Source organism: Bacillus sp. NPDC093026 (genome assembly GCF_044754665.1).
Classification (GTDB): domain Bacteria; phylum Bacillota; class Bacilli; order Bacillales; family Bacillaceae; genus Bacillus; species Bacillus maqinnsis.
In genome coordinates, this window is the sequence record NZ_JBIVPN010000010.1 from 13,079 (window position 1) to 36,579 (window position 23,501).

Below are 23,501 nucleotides of genomic sequence, written 5' to 3' on the forward strand. Positions count from 1 at the left end.
GTCAAACTTGCCATCGGTGGCATCGTCGCGGATTTCACCCGGTGCGATTTTTGGTTTTTCAATTTCGATCATCTAATAAAACCCTCCTTCAAAACGTCGAAACCTCGAATAGAATCATATGAGATTCCATCCGAAATTCCTCATTGTTTAGTCCCGTATGTGCTTAGGCAACGAGTCGTGTATTCGTCTCATAAATAACTGTATCATAACCCATTATTGACAGGGACACAAAATCTATACAAACAAACTACACGCGACGACGTTTTGGCGGACGGCATCCGTTATGAGGAACTGGAGTTACGTCTCTGATTGCAGTAACCTCAAGACCTGCAGCTTGAAGCGCACGAATTGCCGCTTCACGACCAGAACCAGGACCTTTAACAGTTACTTCAAGTGTTTTAAGACCGTGTTCAATTGATCCTTTAGCAGCAGTTTCAGCAGCCATTTGTGCAGCGAAAGGAGTAGATTTACGAGAACCTCTAAAACCTAATGCACCAGCACTTGACCAAGAAATTGCGTTTCCATGAACATCAGTAATCGTTACAATCGTGTTGTTGAAAGTGGAACGGATATGAGCGATTCCAGATTCAATATTCTTTTTCACGCGACGTTTACGCGTATTTGATTTACGAGCAGCAGCCATTCTTTAACTACCTCCTTTACTTATTTTTTCTTGTTAGCTACAGTTCGACGCGGACCTTTACGAGTACGCGCATTGTTTTTTGTGTTTTGTCCACGAACAGGAAGTCCTCTACGATGACGGATTCCGCGGTAGCTTCCGATTTCAATTAGACGCTTAATGTTAAGTGAAACTTCACGACGAAGGTCACCTTCTACTTTAAGTTTGTCAATAATATCACGGATTTTACTAAGTTCGTCTTCAGTTAAATCGCGAACGCGAGTGTCTTCAGAAACACCTGCTTCTTTAAGAATTTGTTGAGCAGTCGTACGACCAATTCCAAAAACATATGTTAAAGAAATGACAACACGCTTATCACGTGGAATATCTACACCAGCAATACGAGCCATGATTTGGGCACCTCCTTATTATTAGCCTTGTTTTTGTTTATGTTTTGGGTTTTCACAGATCACCATTACTTTTCCTTTTCTGCGAATCACTTTACATTTTTCACAGATAGGTTTAACAGATGGTCTCACTTTCATGTGTTTCCAACCTCCTTCTTCCGGAGTTGCTTTATTTGTAACGGTACGTAATTCTACCACGAGTTAAGTCATATGGAGATAATTCTACCGTAACTTTGTCTCCAGGTAAAATGCGAATGAAGTGCATACGGATTTTTCCTGATACATGCGCCAAAACTGTATGACCATTCTCTAGTTCAACTTTGAACATTGCGTTTGGCAAAGTTTCAACTACAGTACCTTCCACTTCAATTACATCGTCTTTCGCCATTCAAGTGTTCTCCCTTCTTCAAATCAGTAACTTGCTCTCTGACAAATTTCAAACGAGACTATCTCATTTTTTCATTTGTCACCCGACCTGTTTTGAATATACTGTTCTGAACTTCCGGAGATACGCAATCATAAAAGGTTAAATGATTGATATTTTTTCTTAGGAGAATGAAATTTACGCTTTTCTCCGTCTGCGATTAGTACATGGCGACATCGGAAATTCCGATGACTGCATACTGATCTTGTTCTTTTCCTTGGACTATACGGACAACCTGCCCGATTTGGGCATGAAAGGCTTTCGCTTTAGGCTCATAAAACCTAAACCTTAGTCAGTATATCAAAACCTGTATCTGTAATCGCAATCGTATGCTCAAAATGAGCACACTATAACCCATCAACCGTTACAACCGTCCAGTTATCAGCCAATGTTTTCACATACCGGCTGCCTGCGTTCACCATCGGTTCGATGGCCAACACCATTCCAGGTTTTAACCGCGGGCCTTTGTTAGGCGGACCATAATGAGGAATTTGAGGGTCCTCATGAAGATCCTGTCCGACCCCATGTCCAACATATTCTCTAACAACTGAGAAATTCTCACCTTCAACATACGTTTGTATAGCATGGGAAATGTTTGACAGACGTTCACCCGGCTTTGCTTCCTGTAAGCCTTTATATAGAGATTGCTCTGTGACTTCCAGTAGTTTGCGGTCTTCATCACTGATTACCCCAACTGGATAAGTCCAAGCAGAGTCACCATGATAACCATTTAACTTTGCGCCGATATCAATACTAATGATGTCACCATCACGTAAAACCCGTTTACCAGGAATACCGTGAACGAGTTCTTCATTCACCGAAACGCAAATGCTCCCGCGAAAACCATTATACCCTTTAAAAGATGGGATTGCACCCTGCTTTGTAATAAAACGTTCGGCAATTTGATCCAATTCTTTTGTCGAAATACCTGGTTTTATGTGTTTCTTAAGCTCTTCATGAGTCAGTGCGACAATACGTCCAGCTTCTCTCATAATCTCAAGCTCGCGAGGAGTTTTACAGATGATCATTTATTTAATCCTCCAAGCAGGTTCTTGATATCTGCATATACGTCGTTAATGTGCTTCGCACCATCAATGTTTGCAAGATATCCTTTTTCTGAATAGAAATTCAGTAAAGGTTCCGTCTGCTTTAAGTTTACTTCAAGTCTAGTCGAAACGGTTTCTGCATTATCATCTGCACGTTGATAAAGCTCTCCTCCACACTTGTCACAAACATTTTCTTTCGCAGGTGGATTGAAAACTAAGTGATACGTAGCTCCGCAATTTTTGCAAATTCTTCGGCCAGTCAGACGCTCCATCAAAGCATCTTTATCGACTTTAATATTAATGACATAATCAATCGTTCTGCCAAGGTCTTTTAGAATTTCTTCTAAAGCTTCAGCCTGAGCAACTGTTCGCGGAAATCCGTCCAGAAGAAAACCTTGTTCACAATCATTCTTGCCAAGTCTTTCTCTTACAATACCGATTGTGACCTCATCAGGAACAAGCTCTCCTTTATCAATAAAGGATTTTGCTTCGAGCCCAAGTTTTGTCTCCTCTTTCATAGCAGCACGGAACATATCTCCTGTTGAGATATGAGGGATCCCATAATCATCCACAATTCGTTCTGCCTGAGTGCCTTTACCAGCACCCGGAAGCCCCATTAAGACTAAGTTCATTTCGGATTTCCCCTTCCTTACTTAAAGAGGTTGGGCAACAGCCCATCCCTCTGTTTTATTTCATAAATCCACGGTAGTTTCGTTTCACTAATTGGCTCTCAAGTTGTTTCATTGTTTCAAGTGCAACACCTACAACAATGAGAAGACTTGTGCCGCCAATTTGTGCAGCGGAAGGTAATCCAGCGAATTGAATGAAAAAGATAGGAAGTATTGAAATCACGGCTAAGAAAATGGCGCCCACAAACGTGAGTCGGTACAAAATGCTCGTAATTCTATCTTGAGTCATTTTCCCTGGACGAACTCCCGGGATATAGCCACCCTGCTTTTGCAGATTTTCAGCCATTTGTTCAGGGTTTACTTGGACAAAGGCATAAAAATATGTGAAAGCAACAATCAGTGCTACATAAATCGTCATACCGATTGGCTTAGTATAGTCAAAGTTGTTTGTAATCCAAGTTGTCACATTATTGGTTCCGAAGAACGATGCGATCGTTTGCGGAGTAATAATGAAAGAAACGGCAAAGATGACTGGAATCACCCCTGCTGGATTCACTTTCAATGGAAGGTGCGTTGCTTGACTAGCAGACATTTGTGCACGGCCAGTTCCTTTTGAATATTGAATCGCAATTTTTCGCACTGCCATTTGGATGTAAATAACACAAACAACAATCACAAGAATTGCAAGTACAATAAGCGCAACTTTAAGGATTTGCAAGAATAGCTGTCCATCTGCACCTACAAATTGCTGAGCGTACACTTGTTTTAATGTTTGAGGGATACCCGCGATGATACCGGAAAAGATAATAATCGAAATACCGTTACCAACACCATGAGCAGTAATCTGCTCACCGAGCCACATTAAAAATGCTGTTCCTGCAGTGAGTACAACCGCAATTAAGAGGTACGTTGTCACACCAGAGTTTTCAATCAGCATGCCTCCTGCCATATTGTTGAATCCATATGACATTCCTAAAGCTTGGATAAATCCTAGAACAATTGTAAAATACCTAGTGAATTGTGCTAATTTTCGGCGGCCAACCTCTCCCTGCTTTGACCACTCAGTAAACTTCGGAACAACATCCATCTGCAAGAGTTGGATGATGATCGAAGCGGTGATATACGGCATAATCCCCATTGCGAGAATGGAGAATTTGAAAAGTGCCCCTCCCCCAAACGTGTTGAGGATTCCGAAAACACTCATTTGATCCTGTGCCTGGAGAACATCGGCGTTCACATTAGGCACAGGGATGAAAGCACCTATACGAAAGACGACTAACATTAAAAGTGTGAATATAATCTTATTCCGTATATCTTTCACGCGCACAAAATTGGAGATTGTCTTAAACAAGTTAGATCACCTCGGCTGTACCGCCAGCAGCTTCAATCGCTTCTTTCGCAGAAGCAGAGAATTTATTGGCTTTTACAGTTAATTTTTTTTCTAATTTACCGTTGCCAAGAATTTTAACTCCTGCTTTTAACTTGCTTATTGTACCAGTCTCTAGAAGAAGTTCAGGAGTGACTTCCGTTCCTTCGTCAAAACTGTTTAATCTATCTAAGTTGATTACCGCATAATCTTTACGGTTGATGTTTGTAAAACCACGTTTTGGAAGGCGTTGGAATAAAGGCATTTGTCCACCTTCGAAACCAGGGCGTACACCGCCACCAGAACGAGCGTTTTGACCTTTATGACCTTTACCAGAAGTTTTACCGTTACCTGATCCAATACCACGACCAACACGGTTACGTACTTTACGTGAACCTTCTGAAGGCTTCAATTCATGAAGTTTCATTTGGGCACCTCCTTATCGATTATATATGTTTTATTGTTCTTTAACAGAGACTAAATGAGACACTTTGTTAATCATGCCGCGGATCGCTGCATTGTCTTCATGTACGACTGTTTGGTTTGTTTTCTTAAGACCAAGAGTACGAACAGTGACTCGCTGATCTTCAGGGCGACCGATAACACTGCGTTTGAGGGTAATTTCTAATTTATTTGCCATTATTGTTCCCTCCTTATCCTAACAGGTCTTCTACAGATTTTCCACGAAGCTTCGCTACATCTTCAGCACGTTTAAGCTCACTTAAACCTTGAAGTGTTGCACGAATCATGTTGATCGGTGTGTTAGAACCTAGAGATTTAGAAAGGATATCAGCTAGACCAGCAAGCTCAAGTACTGCACGCACTGGGCCTCCAGCGATAACTCCTGTACCTTCTGAAGCAGGTTTTAATAAGACGTTTCCTGCACCGAATCGACCGATGATTTCGTGTGGAATTGTAGTTCCAACCATTGGTACTTCAATTAAATTCTTTTTCGCATCTTCAACAGCTTTGCGGATCGCTTCTGGTACTTCTTGTGCTTTACCAGTACCGAATCCTACATGACCGTTTTTGTCACCGACAACAACTAAAGCTGCAAAACGGAAACGACGTCCACCTTTAACAACTTTCGCTACGCGGTTAACCGTAACTAAGCGTTCTTCTAACTCTAATTTGCTTGGGTCAATACGACTCATTCGGATGTGTCCCTCCTTCTTTTATTAAAATTTAAGTCCAGCCTCACGAGCAGCTTCAGCTAGAGCTTTCACACGTCCATGATATAGATATCCTCCGCGGTCAAATACAACGTTAGAAATCCCTTTTTCAACAGCACGTTTTGCAACAAGTTCGCCAACTTTAGTAGCAGCTGCTGTGTCAGATCTATTCTCGATTTTTAACTCTTTATCAAGAGTAGAAGCACTTACAAGTGTTACACCTTTTACGTCATCAATTACTTGAGCGTAGATATTCTTGTTAGAACGAAAAACGTTAAGACGAGGTCTTTCAGCAGTACCTGAAAGTTTCGCGCGAACACGAGCATGTCTTTTAAGACGAGTAGCATTCTTGCTAGTTTTCGTAATCATCCGAGTCACTCCTTTCTTCACTTTAAGCGATCTTACTTACCAGTTTTTCCTTCTTTACGGCGAACAAATTCACCTTCGTAACGAATTCCTTTACCTTTGTAAGGCTCTGGAGAACGGACAGCGCGGATGTTAGCAGCAATAGCTCCTACACGCTCTTTATCAATACCTTTAACAATTACTTTCGTTTGAGATGGAACTTCGATTTCAACTCCAGCCTCAGGAACGATTTCAACTGGGTGAGAGTATCCAACGTTAAGAACAAGTTTGTTGCCAGATTTAGCAGCACGGTAACCGACACCGATAAGTTCTAAACCTCTTTCAAAACCTTTAGATACACCTTCAACCATGTTAGCAAGCAAGCTTCGTGTTGTACCATGTAGTGCACGATGTTCTTTATGATCAGACGGACGGCTTACAGTTAAGACGTTGTCCTCAATTTTAATTTCCATATCAGGGTGAAACGTACGAGTTAGTTCACCTTTTGGTCCCTTTACTGTCACTGTATTATTGTTGTTTGTCACAGTCACACCTGAAGGGATCTCAAGTAGTTTTTTACCTACACGAGACATACCAAGCACCTCCATTCATCTTAAACTTTTTTTACCATACGTAAGCAAGTACTTCTCCACCAGTTTGTTTAGCACGGGCTTCTTTGTCCGATAAAACACCTTGTGATGTAGAAATAATTGCGATTCCAAGACCGTTAAGTACACGTGGTACTTCATTTGATTTCGCATATACGCGTAAACCAGGCTTACTGATTCTTTTAAGACCAGTGATAACGCGTTCGTTGTTTTGACCGTATTTAAGGAACAAACGGATAATTCCTTGTTTGCTGTCTTCGACGTATTCAACGTCACGGATAAAACCTTCACGCTTTAAGATTTCAGCAATTTCTCTTTTGATTTTTGAAGCAGGTACTTCAAGCTTCTCATGACGTACTGTGTTCGCATTGCGAATACGAGTCAGCAAATCTGCAATCGGATCTGTCATAACCATTATTTAATAACCTCCTTCCCATTTATGGGGATTACCAGCTGGCTTTTTTAACGCCAGGAATTTGTCCTTTATATGCAAGTTCGCGGAAACAAATACGGCAAAGTTTAAACTTACGAATAACTGAATGTGGACGTCCACAACGTTCGCAGCGCGTATACTCTTGAACTTTAAACTTTTGTTTGCGTTGTTGTTTCGCAATCATAGACTTTTTAGCCACGATTTCGCCTCCCTTTCATTGATTATTTCTGGAACGGCATACCTACTTGAGTTAATAACTCACGTGCTTCTTCGTCCGTTTTGGCAGTAGTAACGATAACGATATCCATACCGCGGACCTTTGTTACTTTATCGTAATCAATTTCTGGGAAGATTAACTGTTCTTTAATACCAAGGGTGTAGTTTCCACGTCCATCGAAAGATTTTTTAGAAATTCCGCGGAAGTCACGTACACGTGGTAAAGATACAGAAATAAGTTTATCAAGGAAATCATACATGCGCTCTCCGCGAAGTGTTACTTTTGCACCGATTGGCATTCCTTCACGAAGACGGAATCCAGCAATAGACTTCTTCGCACGAGTAACGACAGGTTTTTGACCAGCGATAAACGTTAATTCTTCAACAGCAGTATCGATTGCTTTAGCGTTTTGAACAGCGTCACCAACACCCATGTTGATCACGATTTTTTCGATTTTTGGCACTTGCATCACTGAAGTGTATTCAAACTTAGAAACTAATGCAGGTGTAATTTCTTTTATATACTTTTCTTTAAGGCGGTTCATGAGAAAGACCTCCCTTCCTTATTTACTATTTATCTAGAACTTGCCCAGATTTTTTCGCTATACGGACTTTCTTTCCGTCCTCAATTTTATACCCGACACGTGTCACTTCACCCGTTTTAGGATCAAGCGGCATTACGTTTGATACGTGAATTGGCGCTTCTTGTTCAGAAATCCCGCCTTGAGGGTTAGCTTGAGTTGGTTTAGAGTGTTTTTTTACAAGGTTAATCCCTTCTACTAAAACACGGTCATTTTTAGGGAAAGCAGCAAGGATGACACCTTGTTTACCTTTATCTTTACCAGAGATAACCACTACTTTATCGCCCTTTTTAACATGCATTTAATCGCACCTCCTTGAGTCGCGGATTGTAATCATTAAAGTACTTCTGGTGCTAGAGAAACAATTTTCATAAAGTTATTTTCACGAAGTTCACGTGCTACTGGTCCGAAAATACGAGTTCCACGAGGGCTCTTGTCGTCACGGATGATGACACATGCATTTTCGTCGAAGCTGATGTAAGATCCGTCGCTTCTGCGAGCTCCGCTCTTTGTACGAACGATAACTGCTTTTACAACATCACCTTTTTTGACAACGCCACCTGGTGTTGCTTGTTTAACCGTACAAACAATGACATCACCAATATTAGCCGTCTTACGTCCAGAGCCACCAAGAACTTTAATCGTTAATACTTCGCGTGCGCCAGAGTTGTCAGCTACTTTTAAACGAGTCTCCTGTTGAATCATTAATGTTACCTCCCTTCGGAAAAAGAAATCCGAACTTTATTAGATAATAACAGCTTCTTCGACAACCTCAACTAGACGAAAGCGTTTAGTCGCAGATAATGGACGAGTCTCCATGATCTTAACGATGTCTCCGATTTTTGCTTGGTTGTTTTCATCATGTGCTTTGAACTTTTTAGAGTATCTTACACGTTTGCCATAAAGTGAATGCTTTTTGTATGTTTCAACAACAACAGTAATGGTTTTATCCATTTTGTCTGAAACAACACGGCCTTGGTACACTTTACGTTGGTTACGTTCGCTCATGTTTTCGGGGCCTCCCCTCTCATTATTATTTATTAGCAGCGATTTCTCTTTGACGAATCACAGTTTTCATGCGTGCGATTGATTTACGCACTTCACGAATACGAGCAGTATTTTCAAGCTGCCCAGTTGCTAATTGGAAACGAAGATTGAAAAGTTCTTCTTTAAGAGACTTTACTTTTTGTTCAATTTCAGCAGTGGTAAGGTCACGAATTTCATTAGCTTTCATTTGATTCACCACCAATTTCTTCACGTTTTACGAACTTCGTTTTAATTGGCAATTTGTGAGATGCAAGACGAAGAGCTTCGCGAGCAACTTCTTCAGACACACCAGAAATTTCAAATAAAACTTTGCCCGGTTTTACTACAGCTACCCATCCTTCTGGAGCACCTTTACCAGAACCCATGCGGACTTCAAGTGGTTTTGCTGTATATGGCTTAGAAGGGAAAATTTTAATCCAAACTTTACCGCCACGTTTCATGTAACGAGTCATAGCAATACGAGCAGCTTCGATTTGACGGTTCGTAATCCAAGAAGCTTCAAGAGCTTGGATACCGAACTCACCGAAATGCACTTCAGTGCCACCTTTTGCACGACCACGCATTTTCCCACGGTGTTCTCTGCGATACTTCACGCGTTTTGGCAATAACATATTATTTTCCTCCTTCCGCAGACTTCTTCTTAGTTGGAAGGACTTCTCCACGATAGATCCATACTTTTACGCCAAGCTTACCATAAGTAGTATCAGCTTCAGCAGTAGCATAGTCGATGTCAGCACGAAGTGTGTGCAACGGAACAGTACCTTCACTGTAATATTCAGAACGAGCAATATCTGCACCGCCAAGACGACCAGAAACCATTGTTTTGATTCCTTGTGCTCCAGCACGCATTGTGCGTTGGATTGTTTGTTTTTGTGCACGACGGAATGAAATACGGTTTTCAAGTTGACGAGCGATGTTTTCAGCAACTAGTTTAGCATCAAGATCTGCTCTCTTGATTTCAAGAATGTTAATGTGTACACGCTTGCCAGTTAGGTTGTTAAGGGCTTTACGAAGTGCTTCTACTTCAGATCCGCCTTTACCAATGACCATCCCTGGTTTAGCTGTGTGAATTGTAATATTTACGCGGTTTGCAGCACGTTCGATTTCAACCTTAGAAACGGACGCGTCAGACAAACGCTTGCTGATGAATTCACGGATTTTTAAGTCTTCATGTAAGAAATCAGCGTAATCTTTTCCAGCGAACCATTTAGATTCCCAATCACGAATGATTCCAATACGAAGACCTACTGGATTTACCTTTTGACCCACGGATTATCCCTCCTTCTTTTCTGATACAACAATTGTAATGTGGCTAGTACGTTTGTTTATTGCGCTCGCACGACCCATAGCACGTGGACGGAATCTCTTAAGTGTTGGACCTTCGTCAACGAATGCTTGAGAAATCACTAGGTTGTTAGCGTCCAACTCGTAGTTGTGCTCAGCGTTTGCGATAGCAGATTTTAATACTTTTTCAATAATTGGTGAAGCAGCCTTAGGTGTATGATTTAAGATAGATACTGCTTCTCCTACTTGCTTACCTCGGATCAGGTCCATTACTAGACGTGCTTTACGAGGAGCAATACGGACTGTTCTTGCGACAGCTTTAGCTTGCATTTAAAAGCCTCCTCTCATTAGCGTCTTGTTTTTTTATCGTCACTAGCATGACCTTTGTAAGTACGGGTTGGTGCGAATTCGCCCAATTTGTGACCTACCATATCTTCAGAGATGAATACAGGTACATGTTTGCGGCCGTCATAGACTGCAATTGTGTGACCGATGAATTGTGGGAAAATTGTAGAACGACGAGACCAAGTTTTAATTACTTGCTTTTTGTCAGCTTCATTTAATTTCTCGACTTTAACCATCAAATGATCATCAACAAATGGTCCTTTTTTTAAGCTGCGAGCCATTGTGGAACCTCCCTTCGTAATTGAACTACGGTCCTAAATGAACCGTAGACAATCCCGTTATTTATTTTTACGACGACGTACAATGAATTTGTCAGACTTGTTCTTTTTCTTACGAGTCTTGAATCCAAGAGTCGGTTTACCCCATGGAGACATTGGTGATTTACGTCCGATTGGAGCACGTCCTTCACCACCACCGTGTGGGTGATCGTTAGGGTTCATGACAGAACCACGAACTGTTGGGCGAATGCCTTTCCAGCGAGAGCGACCAGCTTTACCGATGTTAATTAATTCGTGTTGCTCGTTTCCAACTTGACCGATAGTCGCACGGCAAGCAGAAAGAATCATACGAACTTCTCCTGAGTTCAGACGTACAAGAACGTATTTACCTTCTTTACCAAGAACTTGAGCAGAAGTACCAGCAGAACGAACTAATTGTCCACCTTTACCTGGTTTTAATTCAATGTTATGCACAACTGTACCAACTGGGATGTTGATCAGTGGAAGAGCATTACCTGGTTTAATGTCAGCTTCTGGACCAGAAGTAACTTCAGTACCAACTTGGATTCCTTTTGGTGCAAGGATGTAACGCTTCTCACCATCTGCATAGTTTACAAGAGCGATATTTGCTGAACGGTTTGGATCATACTCGATTGTAGCAACGCGTCCAGGTATACCATCTTTATCACGCTTAAAGTCAATGATGCGGTATTGACGTTTGTGACCGCCGCCTTGATGACGAACAGTTAATCTACCTTGGTTGTTACGTCCGCCTTTTTTATGAAGCGGGGCAAGCAACGATTTTTCTGGTTTGTCAGTCGTGATTTCAGCAAAATCTGAAGTAGTCATGCCACGACGACCATTACTGGTTGGTTTATACTTTTTAATCGCCATTTTGAATTTCCCTCCTTCTTTTTAAGATTTACGCTTCAAAAATTTCGATTTCTTTGCTGTCAGCAGTTAATTTCACGATTGCTTTTCTGCGACGGCTAGTCATACCAGTATAGCGTCCAACGCGTTTTGATTTTCCTTTGTAGTTTTGAACGTTGACTTTTTCAACTTTCACTCCAAAGATTTCTTCAACAGCGTCTTTCACTTCTGTTTTATTCGCTCTGACGTCCACTTCAAACGTGTACTTCTTATCTGCCATTAGATCAGTAGAACGTTCAGTAATGATAGGGCGCTTTAGAACATCACGAGGATCTTTCATTATGCAAGTCCCTCCTCTACTTTTTCAACCGCTGCTTTAGTGATCAGAAGTTTCTCATGGTTAACAACGTCAAGAACATTGATACCTTTAGCTTCAACAACTGTTACTCCAGGGATGTTACGAGCAGATAAGGCAACTGTTTCGTTTGCATCCGCAGTGACAACCAACGCTTTTTTCTCAACAGATAATCCTTTAAGGATGCCTGCGAATTCTTTCGTTTTCACTGCATCAAGAGTAAGATCTTCAAGAACGATGATGTTGTTGTCGATTACTTTAGAAGACAATACTGATTTGATAGCCAAGCGGCGAACTTTTTTAGGTAATTTATAAGAATAGCTGCGAGGTGTTGGACCGAATACGATACCGCCTCCACGCCATTGTGGTGAGCGGATAGAACCTTGTCGAGCACGACCTGTACCCTTCTGTCTCCAAGGCTTACGACCTCCGCCACGTACTTCAGAACGAGTTTTTACTTTGTGAGTTCCTTGACGTAAGGAAGCTCTTTGCATAAGAATAGCATCGAATACCACGCTTTCGTTTGGCTCAATTCCAAACACAGAATCGTTTAATTCGATTTCACCGTTAGTAGAACCGTTTTGGTTATATAATGCTACTTTGGGCATGACTTGTTTCCTCCTTTCCTAAGAGAGTTATTTAGATTTAACTGCACTCTTTACAGTTACTAGAGATTTTTTAGCTCCTGGTACATTTCCTTTGATCAGAAGAAGATTACGTTCTGCATCAACTTTAACGATCTCAAGGTTTTGGACAGTGATTTGCTCTCCGCCCATACGACCTGGAAGAAGTTTACCTTTGAATACTCGGTTTGGATCTACAGGCCCCATTGAACCCGGACGACGATGATAGCGAGAACCGTGAGACATTGGTCCGCGTGATTGTCCGTGGCGTTTGATAGCACCTTGGAATCCTTTACCTTTTGATGTTCCTGTTACATCTACGATATCTCCACTTGCGAAAATATCAACTTTGACTTCCTGACCAACTTCATACGCATCTAACTCCACACCGCGTAATTCTTTTACGAAGCGCTTAGGAGCAGTTTCCGCTTTAGCAACGTGGCCCTTTTCTGGTTTGTTAGAAAGCTTTTCACGTTTGTCATCAAAACCAATTTGGATTGCTTCATAGCCATCCGTATCAGCAGTCTTCTTTTGAAGAACAACGTTAGGAGCAGCCTCAACAACAGTCACAGGGATAAGGTCACCGTTTTCTGCGAATACTTGCGTCATACCAATTTTTCTACCTAAGATTCCTTTGGTCATTCGTCACACCTCCTATAATATGTGTTTTCTATTTAAATTAAAGTTTGATTTCGATATCTACACCAGATGGTAAATCTAAACGCATAAGTGCATCAACTGTTTGCGGAGTTGGATTCACGATGTCGATTAGACGTTTGTGAGTACGCATCTCAAATTGCTCGCGAGAATCTTTGTACTTATGCACCGCACGAAGGATTGTGTAAACTGATTTTTCAGTTGGAAGCGGAATTGGACCAGATACACTAGCACCAGAACGCTTAGCCGTTTCAACAATCTTCTCAGCAGATTGATCAAGAATTCTATGATCATATGCTTTTAAACGAATACGAATTTTTTGTTTTGCCATTATTTTCCCTCCTTTTCGCCTACTTACGTTAGACAGTTCTCCGTGAGAAAAACCTGATCACCTTGCCATGGCAAAGCGGCCGGGTGTGTCAGCAACCTCTCACTTCATCGCAGTCAAAGACCAACATGCACTATTGTACCAAATTGGTCTGCGTGTTGCAATAATAAATCGGATAAATTTACGATTTGCACACTTTTCATATTATACAGGGGTTTAGCCTATAAATCAAGCTCTCCTTGATGATGGTGTATAGCCGTCTCTCTTACAATTCGGATAAATTTATCTGGCTCTTCAATATGAGGAGAATGCGCTGATTCTTCGAAGATGAACCATTCTTTCATTGGAGCAGTTAATTGCTCAATAAATAGTTTTGATACAGTGGCTGGGGTAATCAAGTCATGTTGACCCATGATAAAGTAACACGGTATTAATATAGTAGAAACTCGGTATTGAATGCTCTCTTGCAATAATTCATCCCAAAGCATGTCCTGACTATACTTTTGTCCCTGTAGGAATTTCCATTTGTCTTTCAGCCGATAATGCTTACTGGTAAGAAACGTTCGCACCAACTGAAGGAGCGGCTTCCACCTATGGGTGAGTCCTACTTTTGCAAACTCTTTATACATGGAGAACAAAGCATGAGCAGATGTCCGCTTCCACGGGGGAGGTGTAAGTAATCTCAGACAGGCGGTAAATAGTCTATTGCGATGGAATTTTTTAAGAAGAAGCTCGTACGATGCGATATCCTCTTTTAATATATCTACAACTTGACTAATTCCATAATAAGCATGATAAAGATCTGGACGTTTATGTACAGCTTGTATAGCAATCAATGACCCCCATGAATATCCAGCAATGTATAGCTTCGGTTGGCCTAAATAGGAAAGCAGTTTTTCTGATAGTTCAATCGTATCTTCAACGAATTGTTGTATCGTCATCGATGCAGAGGGAATGTTCTTGTGATATGACAGCCCTGCACCTCGCTGGTCCCAATGAATGACCGTAAAGTATTGATCGAGCTCCTGATGAAAGGAATCTATATAACTGATTTGCGCTGAGCCTGGGCCTCCGTGTAAAAATAGAAGAATGGGCTTCGTCTCTTGCGAATGGTTCTCTTTCATCATAATCCATTGATCGACACCGCCAATCAACCATCTCTTCAAACATGTCTTCGCCATTCCAGTGATCCTCTCAGTTCCTATTAGATTCTATAGCTTATAGTAGCCGTTCTCACTATGAAAAGCAAAAAAGAGACCCTTTTGCAAGGAGTCTCTTTTGTATCGTCATTACTTAATGATAGTTGAAACTACGCCAGAACCTACAGTACGTCCACCCTCACGGATAGAGAAACGAGTTCCTTCTTCAATAGCGATAGTAGAGATCAGTTCAACTTCCATCTCAGTGTTATCGCCAGGCATAACCATTTCAGTACCTTCTGGAAGATGTACGATACCAGTTACGTCAGTTGTACGGAAGTAGAACTGCGGACGGTAGTTAGAGAAGAATGGAGTATGACGTCCACCCTCTTCTTTAGAAAGTACATAAACTTCAGCTTTGAATCTGCTGTGTGGAGTGATTGTACCTGGTTTAGCAAGTACTTGACCACGTTGGATTTCTTCACGAGAAATTCCACGAAGAAGTGCACCAATGTTGTCACCAGCTTCAGCATAGTCAAGAAGCTTACGGAACATTTCAACACCTGTAATAGTTGTTTTCTTGTTTTCTTCTTGAAGACCGATGATTTCAACTTCATCACCGACTTTAACTTGTCCACGCTCAACACGTCCAGTAGCAACTGTTCCACGACCAGTAATAGAGAATACGTCCTCAACTGGCATCATGAATGGCTTATCAGTGTCACGCTCTGGAGTTGGGATGTACTCATCAACCGCATCCATAAGCTCAAGGATTTTAGCTTCGTATTCAGCATCTCCTTCAAGAGCTTTAAGAGCAGAACCTTTGATAACTGGTACTTCGTCACCAGGGAAGTCATAGTCAGAAAGAAGGTCACGAACTTCCATTTCAACAAGTTCAAGTAACTCTTCGTCGTCAACCATGTCACATTTGTTAAGGAATACTACGATGTATGGTACACCTACGTTACGAGAAAGTAGGATGTGCTCACGTGTTTGTGGCATTGGACCATCAGCAGCAGATACTACTAAGATCGCACCGTCCATTTGAGCAGCACCAGTGATCATGTTTTTAACGTAGTCAGCGTGTCCTGGGCAGTCTACGTGTGCATAGTGACGAGTTTCAGTTTCATACTCAACGTGTGCAGTAGAGATTGTGATTCCACGCTCGCGCTCTTCTGGAGCACCATCGATTTGGTCATAAGCCATAGCTGTACCTTTACCTGATTTCTTATGAAGAACTGTTGAGATAGCAGCAGTTAGAGTTGTTTTACCATGGTCAACGTGTCCAATTGTACCGATGTTAGCATGCGATTTGGAACGGTCGAATTTTTCTTTAGCCATTCTAAAAATCCTCCTTAAAGGTTCATTGTATTTGGTATAGAGTGATAGAAAGTGAAGAGTTACCTCCCACTTTCTGATCTTCAATAGTAGTTATACTTTAGTTTAAAGGCAAAATCAATTATTCACCTTTATTTTTTTTGATGATTTCTTCACTGATGCTCTTCGGCACTTCTTCATAGTGATCCATGTGCATAGTGAAAGTACCGCGTCCTTGTGTGTTAGAACGGAGTGCAGTTGCATATCCGAACATTTCAGAAAGTGGAACCATAGCGCGAACAACTTGAGCGTTACCGCGAGCTTCCATACCTTCTACACGTCCACGACGAGATGTAATGTCACCCATGATGTCTCCCATGTATTCTTCTGGGATAACGACTTCTACTTTCATCATTGGCTCAAGTAGAACTGGGTTACATTTGCTAGCAGCATTTTTCAATGCCATAGATGCAGCAATTTTGAACGCCATTTCGTTAGAGTCAACATCGTGGTATGAACCATCAAATAGTTTTGCTTTAATGTCGATTAATGGGAATCCAGCTAATACACCATTTTCAAGTGATTCTTCAAGACCTGCTTGAATAGCTGGGATATATTCACGAGGAACAACCCCACCGACGATTGCATTTTCAAATTCGAAGCCTGCGCCTTCTTCGTTTGGTTCAAATTCGATCCAAACGTGTCCGAACTGACCGCGTCCACCAGATTGACGTACGAATTTACCTTCAACTTTTGCAGCAGAACGGAATGTTTCACGGTACGCAACTTGAGGAGCACCTACGTTAGCTTCAACCTTGAACTCACGTTTCATACGGTCAACAATGATATCAAGGTGAAGCTCACCCATACCAGAGATGATCGTTTGACCAGTTTCAGGGTTTGTTTGTGTACGGAATGTTGGGTCCTCTTCAGCTAATTTAGCTAAAGCGATACTCATTTTATCTTGGTCAGCCTTAGATTTAGGCTCGATCGCTACATCGATAACTGGCTCTGGGAATTCCATAGACTCAAGGATAACAAGATTTTTCTCATCACAAAGAGTATCTCCAGTTGATGTATCTTTAAGACCTACAGCTGCTGCAATATCTCCTGCGTAAACAGTAGAGATTTCTTCACGGCTGTTTGCGTGCATTTGAAGGATACGTCCAACACGCTCACGCTTGTTTTTAGAAGAGTTCTTTACGTAAGAACCAGCATCAAGTGTTCCAGAGTAAACTCGGAAGAAAGTTAGTTTTCCAACATAAGGGTCCGTCATAACTTTAAATGCAAGTGCAGAGAATGGTGCGTCGTCAGAAGACTCTCGAACTACCTCTTCATTTGTATCTGGTAAGATACCTTTGATTGCAGCAACATCAGTTGGAGCAGGAAGGTAGTCAAGCACAGCATCAAGTACAAGCTGAACACCTTTGTTTTTGAAAGCAGAACCAACAAGAACTGGATAGAATTCAACATTCAACGTTCCTTTGCGGATTGCAGCTTTCAATTCAGGAATTGTGATTTCTTCACCCTCAAGGTATTTTTCCATCAGCTCTTCATCAAGCTCAGCGACAGCTTCAATTAAGCTGTTGCGAAGCTCTTCAGCTTTGTCTTTATACTCATCAGGGATTTCTCTTGCATCAGAGCGAGTTCCAAGGTCATCTTCGTAGAAATACGCTACGTTTTCTACAAGGTCGATGATTCCTTCGAATTGGTCTTCAGCACCGATCGGCAATTGAATTGCATGAGCATTTGCTTGAAGACGATCTCTTAATGTGCTTACAGAGTAAAGGAAGTCCGCACCGGTTTTATCCATTTTGTTAACGAATACGATACGAGGTACTCCGTAAGTTGTTGCTTGGCGCCAAACTGTTTCAGTTTGTGGCTCTACACCTGATTGTGCATCAAGAACAGCAACCGCACCATCAAGTACACGTAAGGAACGTTCAACTTCAACAGTGAAGTCTACGTGCCCTGGTGTATCGATGATGTTTACACGGTAACCTTTCCATTGTGCTGTAGTAGCAGCAGAAGTGATTGTAATACCACGTTCTTGCTCCTGCTCCATCCAGTCCATTTGTGAAGCTCCTTCGTGAGTTTCACCAATTTTATGGATACGACCAGTGTAGTACAAGATACGCTCAGTCGTTGTCGTTTTACCGGCATCGATGTGCGCCATGATACCAATATTACGAGTTTTGTCTAAGGAGAACTCTCTTGCCATTGGGTAATTTCTCCTTCCTTATTAGGAAATAGTTTTTTTAGTTTGGTATGAATCCTACCAGCGGTAGTGAGCGAATGCTTTGTTCGCTTCTGCCATTTTGTGTGTATCTTCACGTTTCTTCACAGCAGCACCAGTGTTGTTAGCTGCGTCAAGGATTTCGTTAGCAAGACGCTCTTCCATCGTTTTTTCTCCACGAAGACGAGCGTAGTTCACTAACCAACGAAGACCTAGAGTTGTACGACGGTCTGGGCGAACTTCTACAGGTACTTGGTAGTTAGCGCCACCTACACGACGTGCTTTCACTTCAAGAACTGGCATGATGTTTTTCAAGGCTTGTTCGAAAACCTCCATCGCTTCATTACCAGTACGTTCTTTGATGATATCAAAAGACTTGTAGAGGATTGTTTGAGCTTTCCCTCTTTTACCGTCAATCATCATTTTGTTGATCAAACGAGATACAAGTTTAGAATTGTAAATTGGATCTGGCAAAACGTCTCTTTTTGCTACAGGACCTTTACGTGGCATCTGAATAGCCTCCCTTCTCTTTTAAAAGGATTTCTATCTGTCTCTCATCTCCGTTTCATTGTCAGGTGCCTGACTCAACCGATCTGAACTCAACTTCTAAAAACCCTTATGTTTGTTTATATTATTTGCTTTGTTTCGGGCGTTTTGTTCCGTATTTAGAACGTCCTTGCATACGACCGTCAACCCCGGCAGTATCAAGCGCACCACGAACGATGTGGTAACGTACACCCGGTAAGTCTTTTACACGTCCGCCACGAATAAGTACTACACTGTGCTCTTGTAGGTTGTGTCCGATACCAGGAATGTAAGCTGTTACTTCAATCAGGTTAGACAAACGTACACGAGCATATTTACGTAGTGCTGAGTTTGGCTTCTTCGGTGTCATTGTTCCGACACGAGTACAAACCCCGCGTTTCTGTGGAGATGTTACGTTAGTGTGCTCTTTTTTGAAACTGTTATATCCTTTGTTAAGTGCAGGAGACTTTGAGTTTTCAACTTTACTCACGCGTCCTTTGCGTACTAGCTGATTAATTGTAGGCATGTTGTTATTCCTCCCTTCATTACTTTTTTTATAACCCACATACCCAGGTGGTTCATCAAAAGGCAAAAAACAATGTTTTTGCATTTTACACATACAAAAACAAACAAGTACGTTATAACATAATGGCAACAGCTGCTGCCCCAACTTCAATTCCGCAGGCCTTGCCGAGCTTTTTCATGGAATCTACCACTAAAATGTCTACACCCTTCTCTTTCGCTAGTTTTATTACACCAGCTGTTAAGGCAGGGTCAGCATCTTTTGCTACGACGATTTCCTTTACTGAATCTCGTTTTAGAGCTTTTACTGTTTGCTTCGTACCAATAATAATTGATTGAGCCTGTGATACTTTATCATAAGACATCGAATATCCTCCAAAGTAACAGGTTTTATTTTGAGCACCTTGGTTATATTATCATCATGGCAGAAGGATGTCAATATCGTATATCAGATTATCTTGACATCCTTCACCATTTTTTGATGATTTTTATGGAAATCTTATGAGAAAACTTATTCTACAGGTACCATATCATCAGTTGGTTGCACTTGTGAAACCGGCTTTACTTTACGGTAGTTCGGCATTCCTGTTCCAGCAGGAACAAGTTTACCAATGATCACATTCTCTTTCAAGCCAAGTAACTCATCACGTTTTCCTTTAATTGCTGCGTCTGTTAGGACACGAGTCGTTTCTTGGAATGATGCAGCAGACAAGAATGAGTCTGTTTCAAGTGATGCTTTTGTAATACCAAGTAGAACTGGACGACCTGTCGCAGGGCGTTTGCCTTCGAATAATACTTTCTTGTTCGCTTCAGTGAATTGATGTACATCAAGAAGTGTGCCTGGTAATACATCTGTATCCCCTGCATCAGCGACACGCACTTTACGAAGCATTTGGCGAACCATTACTTCTACGTGCTTATCTCCGATTTCTACCCCTTGCATACGGTATACTTTTTGTACTTCATGAAGCAGATATTCTTGAACAGCTGTCATATCTGTTACTTTTAGAAGTTCTTTCGGATCAATAGAGCCTTCTGTCAGTACTTGACCGCGTGTTACTTTATCACCTTCAACGACTTTAAGACGAGCATTGTAAGGAGCTGTGTAAGAGCGAGTTTCAACTTCGCCTTGAACCACAATTTCCTGTTGTTTGTCACGAACCTCGTTGATTTCAGCAACAACACCATCAATTTCAGAGATGGTCGCTTGCCCTTTCGGATTACGCGCTTCAAATAGCTCTTGGATACGAGGTAAACCTTGTGTGATATCGTCTCCTGCAACCCCACCTGTGTGGAACGTACGCATTGTCAGCTGTGTTCCTGGCTCACCGATCGATTGTGCAGCGATGATTCCAACTGCCTCACCAACTTCTACGTCGGTACCAGTTGCAAGGTTACGACCGTAGCATCGTTTACATACTCCATGCGGTGTGTTACATGTAAATGCAGAGCGGATCCATACTTCCTCAATACCAGCGTCTACTATTTCAAGTGCCTTATCTTCATCAATTAGTTCGTTTTCGTTTACAATGACTTCTCCAGTTTCCGGATGAGTAATTGGTTTTCTTGCAAAACGTCCGATCAGACGTTCTTCAAGTTTTTCAATGACTTCATTTCCTTCTTTAATGGACTTAGCCAAGATTCCACGATCCGTTCCGCAATCCGTTTCACGGATAATGACATCCTGTGCAACGTCTACGAGACGACGCGTTAGGTAACCTGAATCAGCAGTTTTAAGGGCAGTATCGGCAAGACCTTTACGCGCTCCGTGAGTGGAAATGAAGTATTCCAATACGGTTAAACCTTCACGGAAACTAGATTTAATTGGAAGTTCAATGATACGTCCAGCCGGGTTGGCCATCAGACCACGCATACCAGCCAGCTGAGTGAAGTTAGATGCGTTACCACGCGCTCCTGAGTCACTCATCATGTAGATCGGGTTGACTTCATCAAGGGACTTCATCAGTTTTCCTTGGATGACATCTTTAGAAGAACTCCAAATTGAAATCACTCTCTCATAACGCTCTTCTTCTGTAATCAGCCCACGTCTGAATTGCTTCATGACGTTATCTACTTTCGCTTGTGCTTCTTCAAGAATTTTCTGCTTATCATCTAATACGACGATATCAGAAACACCGACGGTAATACCCGCTTTAGTAGAGTATTTGAAACCAAGATTTTTCATGCGATCAAGCATTTTAGAAGTCTCAGTAATGTGGAATCTCTTAAAGATTTCCGCAATAATTTTTCCTAAAATACCTTTTTTGAATGGCGGATTGATCTCTTGTTTCTCGATAGCAGCTTTTACATCCTCACCTTTTTCAAGGAAGAAACGGTCAGGCGTTTTTTCTTCAATATTACTCTTTGTCGGTTCATTCATGTATGGGAATGATTCCGGTAAGATTTCGTTAAAGATCAGCTTACCAACTGTTGTAATTAACAGTTTAGAACGCTGTTCATCAGTGAATGTCGAGTTCTTCAACGAGCTAGCTGCAACAGCTACACGCGTGTGAAGGTGAACATATCCATTTTGATATGCGAGAAGTGCTTCGTCTGTATCTTTGAAGACCATACCTTCTCCAATCGCACCTTTACGTTCAAGTGTGAGGTAGTAGTTACCAAGCACCATATCCTGAGATGGCGTAACAACTGGTTTTCCATCTTTCGGGTTCAAAATATTTTGAGCAGCAAGCATTAAGATACGTGCTTCAGCTTGTGCTTCAGCAGATAATGGTACGTGAACCGCCATTTGGTCACCGTCAAAGTCAGCGTTGTAGGCTGTACATACAAGTGGATGTAGACGAATTGCGCGTCCTTCCACAAGTGTAGGTTCAAACGCTTGAATACCAAGTCTGTGAAGAGTTGGTGCACGGTTTAATAGAACAGGGTGCTCACGAATCACTGATTCTAAAACATCCCATACTTCTGGTTGTACACGCTCAATTTTTCGCTTTGCACTCTTAATGTTGTGAGCTAATCCTTTTTCGACAAGCTCCTTCATCACAAATGGTTTGAATAATTCAAGAGCCATTTCTTTTGGAAGTCCACATTGATACATTTTCAAATGTGGTCCTACGACGATAACGGAACGTCCAGAATAGTCAACACGTTTACCAAGCAAGTTTTGACGGAAACGTCCTTGTTTCCCTTTCAGCATGTGTGAAAGAGATTTTAATGGTCGATTTCCTGGTCCTGTTACTGGTCGACCTCTACGTCCGTTATCAATCAAGGCATCGACAGCTTCTTGAAGCATACGTTTCTCGTTCTGAACGATGATGCTTGGCGCACCAAGATCTAATAGACGTTTCAGACGATTGTTACGGTTGATGACTCGACGATAGAGATCGTTTAAGTCAGATGTAGCAAAACGTCCGCCATCTAGCTGAACCATTGGTCGCAATTCCGGTGGAATAACCGGAAGCACGTCAAGGATCATCCAAGATGGTTTGTTACCTGAGTTACGGAAGGCTTCTAATACTTCAAGGCGTTTGATCGCACGTGTACGACGTTGACCTTGAGCCGTTTTCAGCTCTTCTTTTAGTGTATCCACTTCTTTGACAAGGTCGATATCTTGAAGAAGTTTGTTAATTGCTTCAGCACCCATAGCCGCTTGGAAGGTATTACCGTATTTATCTAAATATGCACGGAATTCTTTCTCAGAAAGGAGTTGTTTTTTCTCAAGCGGCGTGTTGCCTGGATCTGTCACGACGTAAGAAGCAAAGTAGATCACTTCTTCTAACGCACGTGGTGACATATCAAGAACAAGTCCCATACGGCTTGGAATACCTTTGAAATACCAAATGTGGGAAACTGGGGCAGCCAGTTCAATATGCCCCATTCTCTCACGACGGACTTTTGCCCGTGTTACTTCTACACCACAACGGTCACATACAACACCCTTATAACGAACGCGCTTATACTTTCCACAATGACATTCCCAGTCTTTTTGTGGTCCGAAGATACGTTCACAAAAGAGACCATCTTTTTCAGGTTTCAGTGTACGATAGTTAATCGTTTCAGGCTTTTTCACTTCACCAAAAGACCAAGAACGGATTTTATCAGGTGATGCGAGACCGATGTTCATATACTCAAAATTGTTCACATCTAGCAAGGGGCCTACCTCCCTTTT

Annotated in this window: 34 protein-coding genes and 2 pseudogenes; all 36 read right to left on the reverse strand. The window is 41.8% G+C overall.

Annotated features, from left to right (window positions below):
* Positions 1-247: 247 nt before the first annotated feature.
* The 36 genes and pseudogenes from rpsK to rpoC all read right to left on the reverse strand — a co-directional run bounded on the left by rpsK (position 248) and on the right by rpoC (position 23,483).
* On the reverse strand, positions 248-643 hold the full coding sequence (rpsK, locus tag ACIQCE_RS15545) for a 30S ribosomal protein S11 (RefSeq protein ID WP_026586050.1): 396 nt from the start codon (positions 641-643) through the stop codon (positions 248-250).
* A gap of 20 nt (positions 644-663) precedes the next feature.
* On the reverse strand, positions 664-1,029 hold the full coding sequence (rpsM, locus tag ACIQCE_RS15550; RefSeq protein ID WP_353853990.1) for a 30S ribosomal protein S13: 366 nt from the start codon (positions 1,027-1,029) through the stop codon (positions 664-666).
* 21 nt (positions 1,030-1,050) lie between these two features.
* Positions 1,051-1,164 carry a 50S ribosomal protein L36 gene (gene rpmJ, locus ACIQCE_RS15555; RefSeq protein WP_003156543.1) on the reverse strand — a complete coding sequence of 38 codons (114 nt, stop codon included), beginning with the start codon at positions 1,162-1,164 and terminating at the stop codon, positions 1,051-1,053.
* A gap of 31 nt (positions 1,165-1,195) precedes the next feature.
* On the reverse strand, positions 1,196-1,414 hold the full coding sequence (infA, locus tag ACIQCE_RS15560; RefSeq protein ID WP_003178377.1) for a translation initiation factor IF-1: 219 nt from the start codon (positions 1,412-1,414) through the stop codon (positions 1,196-1,198).
* Positions 1,392-1,694: pseudogene (locus ACIQCE_RS15565) on the reverse strand (KOW domain-containing RNA-binding protein). The gene infA and the pseudogene ACIQCE_RS15565 overlap by 23 nt, the downstream one beginning before the upstream one ends.
* A 37-nt stretch (positions 1,695-1,731) precedes the next feature.
* A pseudogene (gene map, locus ACIQCE_RS15570) lies at positions 1,732-2,478 on the reverse strand (type I methionyl aminopeptidase).
* The gene (locus ACIQCE_RS15575; protein ID WP_400495905.1) at positions 2,475-3,128 is read right to left on the reverse strand and encodes an adenylate kinase; all 654 of its coding nucleotides are present in this window, start codon (positions 3,126-3,128) and stop codon (positions 2,475-2,477) included. The pseudogene map and the gene ACIQCE_RS15575 overlap by 4 nt, the downstream one beginning before the upstream one ends.
* A 55-nt stretch (positions 3,129-3,183) precedes the next feature.
* Positions 3,184-4,476, reverse strand: coding sequence for a preprotein translocase subunit SecY (secY, locus tag ACIQCE_RS15580; protein ID WP_400495907.1), 1,293 nt, complete (start codon positions 4,474-4,476; stop codon positions 3,184-3,186).
* A gap of 1 nt (position 4,477) precedes the next feature.
* Positions 4,478-4,918 carry a 50S ribosomal protein L15 gene (gene rplO, locus ACIQCE_RS15585; RefSeq protein ID WP_008356545.1) on the reverse strand — a complete coding sequence of 147 codons (441 nt, stop codon included), beginning with the start codon at positions 4,916-4,918 and terminating at the stop codon, positions 4,478-4,480.
* 30 nt (positions 4,919-4,948) lie between these two features.
* The gene (gene rpmD / locus ACIQCE_RS15590) at positions 4,949-5,131 is read right to left on the reverse strand and encodes a 50S ribosomal protein L30 (RefSeq protein WP_003217067.1); all 183 of its coding nucleotides are present in this window, start codon (positions 5,129-5,131) and stop codon (positions 4,949-4,951) included.
* Positions 5,132-5,144: 13 nt separating this feature from the next.
* Positions 5,145-5,645 (reverse strand): 30S ribosomal protein S5, encoded by a 501-nt coding sequence (rpsE, locus tag ACIQCE_RS15595; protein ID WP_007496332.1) that lies wholly within the window; start codon positions 5,643-5,645, stop codon positions 5,145-5,147.
* A 24-nt stretch (positions 5,646-5,669) separates the two neighbouring features.
* The gene (rplR, locus tag ACIQCE_RS15600; RefSeq protein WP_353853994.1) at positions 5,670-6,032 is read right to left on the reverse strand and encodes a 50S ribosomal protein L18; all 363 of its coding nucleotides are present in this window, start codon (positions 6,030-6,032) and stop codon (positions 5,670-5,672) included.
* Between the two features lie 32 nt (positions 6,033-6,064).
* Positions 6,065-6,601, reverse strand: coding sequence for a 50S ribosomal protein L6 (gene rplF / locus ACIQCE_RS15605; RefSeq protein WP_400495911.1), 537 nt, complete (start codon positions 6,599-6,601; stop codon positions 6,065-6,067).
* A 31-nt stretch (positions 6,602-6,632) separates the two neighbouring features.
* Positions 6,633-7,031 carry a 30S ribosomal protein S8 gene (rpsH, locus tag ACIQCE_RS15610; protein WP_353853996.1) on the reverse strand — a complete coding sequence of 133 codons (399 nt, stop codon included), beginning with the start codon at positions 7,029-7,031 and terminating at the stop codon, positions 6,633-6,635.
* A 31-nt stretch (positions 7,032-7,062) separates the two neighbouring features.
* On the reverse strand, positions 7,063-7,248 hold the full coding sequence (gene rpsN / locus ACIQCE_RS15615) for a 30S ribosomal protein S14 (protein WP_008356542.1): 186 nt from the start codon (positions 7,246-7,248) through the stop codon (positions 7,063-7,065).
* 22 nt (positions 7,249-7,270) lie between these two features.
* Positions 7,271-7,810 (reverse strand): 50S ribosomal protein L5, encoded by a 540-nt coding sequence (rplE, locus tag ACIQCE_RS15620; RefSeq protein ID WP_264008740.1) that lies wholly within the window; start codon positions 7,808-7,810, stop codon positions 7,271-7,273.
* Between the two features lie 25 nt (positions 7,811-7,835).
* Positions 7,836-8,147: a 50S ribosomal protein L24 gene (gene rplX, locus ACIQCE_RS15625; RefSeq protein ID WP_353853997.1), complete on the reverse strand. Its 312-nt coding sequence runs from the start codon at positions 8,145-8,147 to the stop codon at positions 7,836-7,838.
* A gap of 35 nt (positions 8,148-8,182) precedes the next feature.
* The gene (gene rplN / locus ACIQCE_RS15630; RefSeq protein ID WP_353853998.1) at positions 8,183-8,551 is read right to left on the reverse strand and encodes a 50S ribosomal protein L14; all 369 of its coding nucleotides are present in this window, start codon (positions 8,549-8,551) and stop codon (positions 8,183-8,185) included.
* A gap of 39 nt (positions 8,552-8,590) precedes the next feature.
* A complete protein-coding gene (rpsQ, locus tag ACIQCE_RS15635; protein ID WP_353853999.1) occupies positions 8,591-8,854 on the reverse strand; it encodes a 30S ribosomal protein S17 in 264 nt (87 codons plus the stop codon).
* A 25-nt stretch (positions 8,855-8,879) separates the two neighbouring features.
* Entirely contained in the window at positions 8,880-9,080 is a 201-nt protein-coding gene (gene rpmC / locus ACIQCE_RS15640) for a 50S ribosomal protein L29 (protein WP_003217155.1), read from the reverse strand.
* Complete coding sequence (gene rplP, locus ACIQCE_RS15645) at positions 9,070-9,504, reverse strand: 50S ribosomal protein L16 (RefSeq protein WP_003225801.1); 435 nt, start codon at positions 9,502-9,504, stop codon at positions 9,070-9,072. Before rplP ends, rpmC begins: the two co-directional genes overlap by 11 nt.
* Before the next feature lies 1 nt (position 9,505).
* A complete protein-coding gene (rpsC, locus tag ACIQCE_RS15650; protein WP_400495912.1) occupies positions 9,506-10,162 on the reverse strand; it encodes a 30S ribosomal protein S3 in 657 nt (218 codons plus the stop codon).
* Between the two features lie 3 nt (positions 10,163-10,165).
* On the reverse strand, positions 10,166-10,507 hold the full coding sequence (rplV, locus tag ACIQCE_RS15655; RefSeq protein ID WP_353854001.1) for a 50S ribosomal protein L22: 342 nt from the start codon (positions 10,505-10,507) through the stop codon (positions 10,166-10,168).
* A gap of 17 nt (positions 10,508-10,524) precedes the next feature.
* The gene (rpsS, locus tag ACIQCE_RS15660; protein WP_353854002.1) at positions 10,525-10,803 is read right to left on the reverse strand and encodes a 30S ribosomal protein S19; all 279 of its coding nucleotides are present in this window, start codon (positions 10,801-10,803) and stop codon (positions 10,525-10,527) included.
* Positions 10,804-10,860: 57 nt separating this feature from the next.
* Complete coding sequence (gene rplB / locus ACIQCE_RS15665; RefSeq protein WP_400495914.1) at positions 10,861-11,694, reverse strand: 50S ribosomal protein L2; 834 nt, start codon at positions 11,692-11,694, stop codon at positions 10,861-10,863.
* A 28-nt stretch (positions 11,695-11,722) separates the two neighbouring features.
* A complete protein-coding gene (rplW, locus tag ACIQCE_RS15670) occupies positions 11,723-12,010 on the reverse strand; it encodes a 50S ribosomal protein L23 (protein ID WP_353854004.1) in 288 nt (95 codons plus the stop codon).
* A complete protein-coding gene (gene rplD / locus ACIQCE_RS15675) occupies positions 12,010-12,633 on the reverse strand; it encodes a 50S ribosomal protein L4 (RefSeq protein ID WP_353854005.1) in 624 nt (207 codons plus the stop codon). Before rplD ends, rplW begins: the two co-directional genes overlap by 1 nt.
* Positions 12,634-12,660: 27 nt before the next feature.
* Positions 12,661-13,290: a 50S ribosomal protein L3 gene (rplC, locus tag ACIQCE_RS15680; protein WP_353854006.1), complete on the reverse strand. Its 630-nt coding sequence runs from the start codon at positions 13,288-13,290 to the stop codon at positions 12,661-12,663.
* A 37-nt stretch (positions 13,291-13,327) separates the two neighbouring features.
* Positions 13,328-13,636: a 30S ribosomal protein S10 gene (gene rpsJ / locus ACIQCE_RS15685; RefSeq protein WP_003156464.1), complete on the reverse strand. Its 309-nt coding sequence runs from the start codon at positions 13,634-13,636 to the stop codon at positions 13,328-13,330.
* Positions 13,637-13,854: 218 nt separating this feature from the next.
* Entirely contained in the window at positions 13,855-14,814 is a 960-nt protein-coding gene (locus ACIQCE_RS15690; protein ID WP_400495919.1) for an alpha/beta fold hydrolase, read from the reverse strand.
* 108 nt (positions 14,815-14,922) lie between these two features.
* Complete coding sequence (tuf, locus tag ACIQCE_RS15695) at positions 14,923-16,113, reverse strand: elongation factor Tu (RefSeq protein WP_353854008.1); 1,191 nt, start codon at positions 16,111-16,113, stop codon at positions 14,923-14,925.
* A 118-nt stretch (positions 16,114-16,231) separates the two neighbouring features.
* Positions 16,232-18,310, reverse strand: a complete 2,079-nt coding sequence (gene fusA, locus ACIQCE_RS15700) for an elongation factor G (RefSeq protein ID WP_400495922.1) — start codon at positions 18,308-18,310, stop codon at positions 16,232-16,234.
* Between the two features lie 54 nt (positions 18,311-18,364).
* Positions 18,365-18,835, reverse strand: a complete 471-nt coding sequence (gene rpsG, locus ACIQCE_RS15705) for a 30S ribosomal protein S7 (RefSeq protein WP_008356520.1) — start codon at positions 18,833-18,835, stop codon at positions 18,365-18,367.
* Positions 18,836-18,956: 121 nt separating this feature from the next.
* On the reverse strand, positions 18,957-19,376 hold the full coding sequence (rpsL, locus tag ACIQCE_RS15710; protein ID WP_008356518.1) for a 30S ribosomal protein S12: 420 nt from the start codon (positions 19,374-19,376) through the stop codon (positions 18,957-18,959).
* Between the two features lie 112 nt (positions 19,377-19,488).
* Positions 19,489-19,737, reverse strand: a complete 249-nt coding sequence (locus ACIQCE_RS15715) for a 50S ribosomal protein L7ae-like protein (protein WP_400495925.1) — start codon at positions 19,735-19,737, stop codon at positions 19,489-19,491.
* A 146-nt stretch (positions 19,738-19,883) separates the two neighbouring features.
* Positions 19,884-23,483, reverse strand: a complete 3,600-nt coding sequence (rpoC, locus tag ACIQCE_RS15720; protein WP_400495927.1) for a DNA-directed RNA polymerase subunit beta' — start codon at positions 23,481-23,483, stop codon at positions 19,884-19,886.
* Between the last annotated feature and the right edge of the window lie 18 nt (positions 23,484-23,501).

What these genes read in the sequence shown, in the direction of transcription:
- rpsK (WP_026586050.1), bottom strand. Translation starts at nt 643, where the DNA reads ATGGCTGCTGCTCGTAAATCAAATACGCGTAAACGTCGCGTGAAAAAG.
- rpsM (WP_353853990.1), bottom strand. Translation starts at nt 1,029, where the DNA reads ATGGCTCGTATTGCTGGTGTAGATATTCCACGTGATAAGCGTGTTGTC.
- rpmJ (WP_003156543.1), bottom strand. Translation starts at nt 1,164, where the DNA reads ATGAAAGTGAGACCATCTGTTAAACCTATCTGTGAAAAATGTAAAGTG.
- infA (WP_003178377.1), bottom strand. Translation starts at nt 1,414, where the DNA reads ATGGCGAAAGACGATGTAATTGAAGTGGAAGGTACTGTAGTTGAAACT.
- ACIQCE_RS15575 (WP_400495905.1), bottom strand. Translation starts at nt 3,128, where the DNA reads ATGAACTTAGTCTTAATGGGGCTTCCGGGTGCTGGTAAAGGCACTCAG.
- rplO (WP_008356545.1), bottom strand. Translation starts at nt 4,918, where the DNA reads ATGAAACTTCATGAATTGAAGCCTTCAGAAGGTTCACGTAAAGTACGT.
- rpmD (WP_003217067.1), bottom strand. Translation starts at nt 5,131, where the DNA reads ATGGCAAATAAATTAGAAATTACCCTCAAACGCAGTGTTATCGGTCGC.
- rpsE (WP_007496332.1), bottom strand. Translation starts at nt 5,645, where the DNA reads ATGAGTCGTATTGACCCAAGCAAATTAGAGTTAGAAGAACGCTTAGTT.
- rplR (WP_353853994.1), bottom strand. Translation starts at nt 6,032, where the DNA reads ATGATTACGAAAACTAGCAAGAATGCTACTCGTCTTAAAAGACATGCT.
- rplF (WP_400495911.1), bottom strand. Translation starts at nt 6,601, where the DNA reads ATGTCTCGTGTAGGTAAAAAACTACTTGAGATCCCTTCAGGTGTGACT.
- rpsH (WP_353853996.1), bottom strand. Translation starts at nt 7,031, where the DNA reads ATGGTTATGACAGATCCGATTGCAGATTTGCTGACTCGTATTCGCAAT.
- rplE (WP_264008740.1), bottom strand. Translation starts at nt 7,810, where the DNA reads ATGAACCGCCTTAAAGAAAAGTATATAAAAGAAATTACACCTGCATTA.
- rplX (WP_353853997.1), bottom strand. Translation starts at nt 8,147, where the DNA reads ATGCATGTTAAAAAGGGCGATAAAGTAGTGGTTATCTCTGGTAAAGAT.
- rplN (WP_353853998.1), bottom strand. Translation starts at nt 8,551, where the DNA reads ATGATTCAACAGGAGACTCGTTTAAAAGTAGCTGACAACTCTGGCGCA.
- rpsQ (WP_353853999.1), bottom strand. Translation starts at nt 8,854, where the DNA reads ATGAGCGAACGTAACCAACGTAAAGTGTACCAAGGCCGTGTTGTTTCA.
- rpmC (WP_003217155.1), bottom strand. Translation starts at nt 9,080, where the DNA reads ATGAAAGCTAATGAAATTCGTGACCTTACCACTGCTGAAATTGAACAA.
- rplP (WP_003225801.1), bottom strand. Translation starts at nt 9,504, where the DNA reads ATGTTATTGCCAAAACGCGTGAAGTATCGCAGAGAACACCGTGGGAAA.
- rplV (WP_353854001.1), bottom strand. Translation starts at nt 10,507, where the DNA reads ATGCAAGCTAAAGCTGTCGCAAGAACAGTCCGTATTGCTCCTCGTAAA.
- rpsS (WP_353854002.1), bottom strand. Translation starts at nt 10,803, where the DNA reads ATGGCTCGCAGCTTAAAAAAAGGACCATTTGTTGATGATCATTTGATG.
- rplB (WP_400495914.1), bottom strand. Translation starts at nt 11,694, where the DNA reads ATGGCGATTAAAAAGTATAAACCAACCAGTAATGGTCGTCGTGGCATG.
- rplW (WP_353854004.1), bottom strand. Translation starts at nt 12,010, where the DNA reads ATGAAAGATCCTCGTGATGTTCTAAAGCGCCCTATCATTACTGAACGT.
- rplD (WP_353854005.1), bottom strand. Translation starts at nt 12,633, where the DNA reads ATGCCCAAAGTAGCATTATATAACCAAAACGGTTCTACTAACGGTGAA.
- rplC (WP_353854006.1), bottom strand. Translation starts at nt 13,290, where the DNA reads ATGACCAAAGGAATCTTAGGTAGAAAAATTGGTATGACGCAAGTATTC.
- rpsJ (WP_003156464.1), bottom strand. Translation starts at nt 13,636, where the DNA reads ATGGCAAAACAAAAAATTCGTATTCGTTTAAAAGCATATGATCATAGA.
- ACIQCE_RS15690 (WP_400495919.1), bottom strand. Translation starts at nt 14,814, where the DNA reads ATGGCGAAGACATGTTTGAAGAGATGGTTGATTGGCGGTGTCGATCAA.
- tuf (WP_353854008.1), bottom strand. Translation starts at nt 16,113, where the DNA reads ATGGCTAAAGAAAAATTCGACCGTTCCAAATCGCATGCTAACATCGGT.
- fusA (WP_400495922.1), bottom strand. Translation starts at nt 18,310, where the DNA reads ATGGCAAGAGAGTTCTCCTTAGACAAAACTCGTAATATTGGTATCATG.
- rpsG (WP_008356520.1), bottom strand. Translation starts at nt 18,835, where the DNA reads ATGCCACGTAAAGGTCCTGTAGCAAAAAGAGACGTTTTGCCAGATCCA.
- rpsL (WP_008356518.1), bottom strand. Translation starts at nt 19,376, where the DNA reads ATGCCTACAATTAATCAGCTAGTACGCAAAGGACGCGTGAGTAAAGTT.
- ACIQCE_RS15715 (WP_400495925.1), bottom strand. Translation starts at nt 19,737, where the DNA reads ATGTCTTATGATAAAGTATCACAGGCTCAATCAATTATTATTGGTACG.